The 3,568-nt window shown below is 72.8% G+C and carries 4 protein-coding genes and 1 pseudogene; 2 read left to right on the top strand and 3 right to left on the bottom strand.

Annotated elements, in window-relative coordinates; all coding sequences use genetic code 11:
- A partial coding sequence (locus tag GJ634_RS14650) for a sulfurtransferase TusA family protein (protein ID WP_157503583.1) occupies positions 1-253 on the top strand: 253 nt, incomplete at its 5' end.
- The gene (locus GJ634_RS14645; protein WP_157503582.1) at positions 246-941 is read left to right on the top strand and encodes a hypothetical protein; all 696 of its coding nucleotides are present in this window, start codon (positions 246-248) and stop codon (positions 939-941) included. The genes GJ634_RS14650 and GJ634_RS14645, both read left to right, overlap by 8 nt.
- Before the next feature lie 108 nt (positions 942-1,049).
- Here the strand turns inward: GJ634_RS14645 and GJ634_RS14640 are convergent, their stop codons facing one another.
- The 3 genes and pseudogenes from GJ634_RS14640 to GJ634_RS14630 all read right to left on the bottom strand — a co-directional run.
- Complete coding sequence (locus tag GJ634_RS14640) at positions 1,050-1,700, bottom strand: response regulator (RefSeq protein WP_157503581.1); 651 nt, start codon at positions 1,698-1,700, stop codon at positions 1,050-1,052.
- A gap of 60 nt (positions 1,701-1,760) precedes the next feature.
- Positions 1,761-2,903 (bottom strand): NAD(P)/FAD-dependent oxidoreductase, encoded by a 1,143-nt coding sequence (locus GJ634_RS14635; protein WP_157503580.1) that lies wholly within the window; start codon positions 2,901-2,903, stop codon positions 1,761-1,763.
- 48 nt (positions 2,904-2,951) lie between these two features.
- Positions 2,952-3,416 (bottom strand): annotated as a pseudogene (locus GJ634_RS14630) (diphosphomevalonate decarboxylase); the annotation flags it as partial.
- Positions 3,417-3,568 lie beyond the last annotated feature (152 nt).

Raw genomic sequence — 3,568 nt, 5'->3', positions numbered from 1 at the left:
CCGAGCCCGACGCGACCCCGACCACACCGTCGACAACCGCGGCCGGGGGTGTGCGAACGGCATCGTGCGCGTCCAGCGCGCGCTCGAAGACCTCCCGCCCGGGGCGGTGCTGGAGATTCGGAGCACGGACCGCCGCGCGAAGACCGAGTACCCCGAGCTCGCCGCCGAGACCCCGCACGAACTGCTCGCAGTCGTCGAAGAACGACCCCTCGTTCGCAAGCGGTACACCACCTACCTCGAAATCCATGAGTGACCTCGTCGACCCCGAGACCGACCCGACGCCGAGACGCGGCACCGAGCGCACGAACTGGCAGCACCTCGCGGACGCCGACCCCATCGCGGTCCGGGACCCGCTCGCGGAGCTGCTCGGCGTCGTCCCCGAGGGCGACCCGCTCGTCGTCGGCTTCCCCGAGGTCGTGCTCGCCGCGGGCCACGCCTGCCCCGCCGTCGCGGGCGCGTACCGCGCCACACAGCTCGCGCTCGCCGACCTCTACCCCGACGACCTCCCGGTCCGCAGCGACGTCGCCGTCGAAGTCGGCGGCGAGCCGGACGACCACGGCCTCGGCCCGATGGCGAACGTCGTCAGCCACGTCACGGGCGCCGACCGCGAGACGGGGTTCACTGGGTTCGGCGGCTACGGCGGCCGCGAGAACCTCCTGTCGTTCGCGGACCTCGACGGTCCCGGCCGCACGTTCGTCTTCCACCGCCTCGACACCGACGACAGCGTCCGGGTCTCCTTCGTCCCCCGCGACGCGGGCGTCTCCCCGCCCGGCGAGGACGGCGGCAGCGTCACCGACGTGATTCCGAAGCTGATCGCGGGCGACGCCGCGGACGCCGAACGCCGCCGGTTCTACGACCAGTGGCACCAGCGCGTCCAGCGCATCCTCCGCGCGACCCCCGGCGACGACAGCCCGTTCGCGCTCGACGACCCCGAGAACTGACCGACTGCTCCTGCGCGGCACCGACGTCGCGCGTCGACGCTACGCGATGGCGACGTCCGAGGCGACGAGCCCTGTTCTACACGCTCCCCGTGGCGTCCGCGTGACCCGCTACCGCTTCGCGTCCGTGACGACCTGCAGGAGTTCGCCCATCGACGCGTCGCTCTCGCCGTCGGTCTGGGGCGCTGCCTGCTCGCGGACGCGCTCCAGTTCGGCCTGCAGGCGCTGGAACCGCTCGTCGTCGGCCAGCGCCGCGTCGTCGTAGCGCGCCTCCAGCGCCGCGACCTTCGAGCTGAGCGCGTACAGCGCGCGCAGCTCCCGCGTGTAGTTCGCGCGCTCCAGCAGTTCCGCCGCGGCGTCGACGACCTCCTCGCGGTCCACGGGCTTCTCCAGGTACATGTCGTAGTCCAGGTCGACGACGTCCATGTCCGGCTCCAAGGCCGTCAGCATCGCGACCCGGGCGTTGCCGTCCCGCTCGCGGATGCGCTCGAGGACGTCGTCCCCGGAGCGCTCTGGCATCCGCCGGTCGAGCAGCACCGCGTCGACGTGGGGCCCGTACTGTTCGAGCGCTTCCTCGCCGTCCGTCGCGACGACCGCGTTCCAGTGCTCGCCGATCCACTGGCCGACGGACTCCGCGAACGCCGCTTCGCCGTCCACGACGAGGACCGTGTGGTCGCCGTCGAGCGCCTCGCTGTCCCCCGACGACTCGGTCCCGTCCGTTCGCGGGGACGGGATCGGCGCCGCGGAACTGTCGGAAGTCATACTCGTCTAGAGCCGTTCACCCCGTAAAACTCGATTGGCCGTCAAGTTACACAAACCGCGTCACTCGCCCGCGAGACCGAACTCCTCGCGGAGCAGCCCCGCCGCCTGCCGGACGCCGCCAGCGGACGCGAGGTAGCTCGCGCCCACCCCGGACTTCGCGGCCCTCGCCGCGGCGCCGCGGAACACGTTCGAGCCGACCTGCGCGACCGCGCCGTCGCCGACGCTCACCAGCCAGCCCGGCGAGTCGAACGTGTACTGCTCCAGCCGCGGCCGGAAGCCGTCCTCGCGCTCGCGGGCGTCAGCGACCAGTCGCTCGACGTTCCGCGCGGCGACTTTCGCCTCGCGGACCGCGGCCTGCGCGGACGCCGGCACCGCCGCGCCGTCGCCGTCTACGACCCGCGCGGCGTCGCCGAGCGCGAGCGTGCGGTCGTCCACCGCGAAGTCCGCGCGGACGTCGACGCGCTCCCCGCCGAGCGCGTCCGGCCCGCGGATGCCGCCCGTCCACACGAACACGTCGTAGGGGACGGCGCCGGCCTCCGTCTCGACGGCCTCCTCGGTCGCGTGCGTGACGGAGACGCCGGTGCGGACGTCGACGCCCTCGCGGTCGAGTTCCTCGCGGACCGCCGCCCGGAACGGCTCGGGGAACGACGGCGCCACGGCGTCCAACTGCTCCAACAGCACTACGTCCACGTCGGCGTCCGCCTCGCGGGCGAACGCCGCGAGTTCGCCGGCCGTCTGCACGCCGGAGAGGCCGGCACCGCCGACGACGGCCGTGCCGCCGCCCGCGGCCACGAGGTCCTCGAACTCGCGGCGGATGCGCGCGGCGTCCGGGAGCCGCTTCAGCGGGCTGGCGTGCGCTTCGACGCCCGGCAGCCCGTAGTACGCGGTCTCCGCGCCGAGACAGACCGCCGCCACGTCGTAGTCGAGACTGCTGCCGTCCGCGAGTTCGACCTGCCGTGCGTCGCGGTCGACGCCGTCGACGGTCGCGACGTCGACGCGCGCCCGGTCGAAAATCTCCTCGAGCGGGACCACCACGTCGTCGGCGAACGACGGGCGGCGTATCGCGCGGTGGAGCTCGTGCTGGACGAGGTGGTCGCCCGTCTCGTCGACGACCACGAGGTCGACGTCGGCCGGCAGCCGGTCTTCCAGTCGGTCGGTCAGGACGACGCCCGCGTAGCCACCGCCGAGTACGACGACGCGCATACCCACGGCTACGCGAGCCAGACCCAAAACCGTACCCGCCCGCCCGACTCAGAACAGCGCGTCGCTCTCGTCGAGGATGCGCGCGGGGCCGCCGACCTCCCAGACGTCGGTCTCGACGCCGCAGTCCGCGATTGCCGCCTCGACCTCGTCGGCGTGCTCGGCGCGGGTGTTCACGTAGACGGTCGCGCCCGTGTCCGTCGAGAAGTACGCGGGCACGTCGTCCTCGCTGCGGAGTTCGCGGACCGCGTCGAACACTTCGATGGTGTCCGGCTTCCAGTACACCCACCCCGAGGGGCCGGTCATCGTCGTCGCCGCCAGCGACAGCGAGTCGTGCTCGGCGGTCTCGAAGACGCGCCGGAAGTCGCCCTCGCGGAGCGCGTCCCGGGCCTCCGCGAGCTGGGCGTGGATGTGCGAGAGCCGCGCCTCGAACATGTGGCTCTCCGCGGCCTCCGAGTGCGCGTGCCCGGTCTCCTTGTACGACGGGACCTTCGCGATGACGATGCGGAGGTCGTCGACGAACGCCTCGGCCGAGGTCGCGCCTGCCTCGTCGTCGTGGTAGAGGATTCATCGAGCGGTACTGCTCGCCGACGTCCGGCCCCTGCCGGTTCAGCGTCGTCGGGTCGCTGGACCGTTGAACGCAACACCCTCGAGGAGGTCCCTCCGTA

The organism is Halobacterium sp. CBA1126 (assembly GCF_009741975.1).
Classification (GTDB): domain Archaea; phylum Halobacteriota; class Halobacteria; order Halobacteriales; family Halobacteriaceae; genus Halobacterium.
This window is presented reverse-complemented; position numbering and strand designations above follow the sequence as displayed.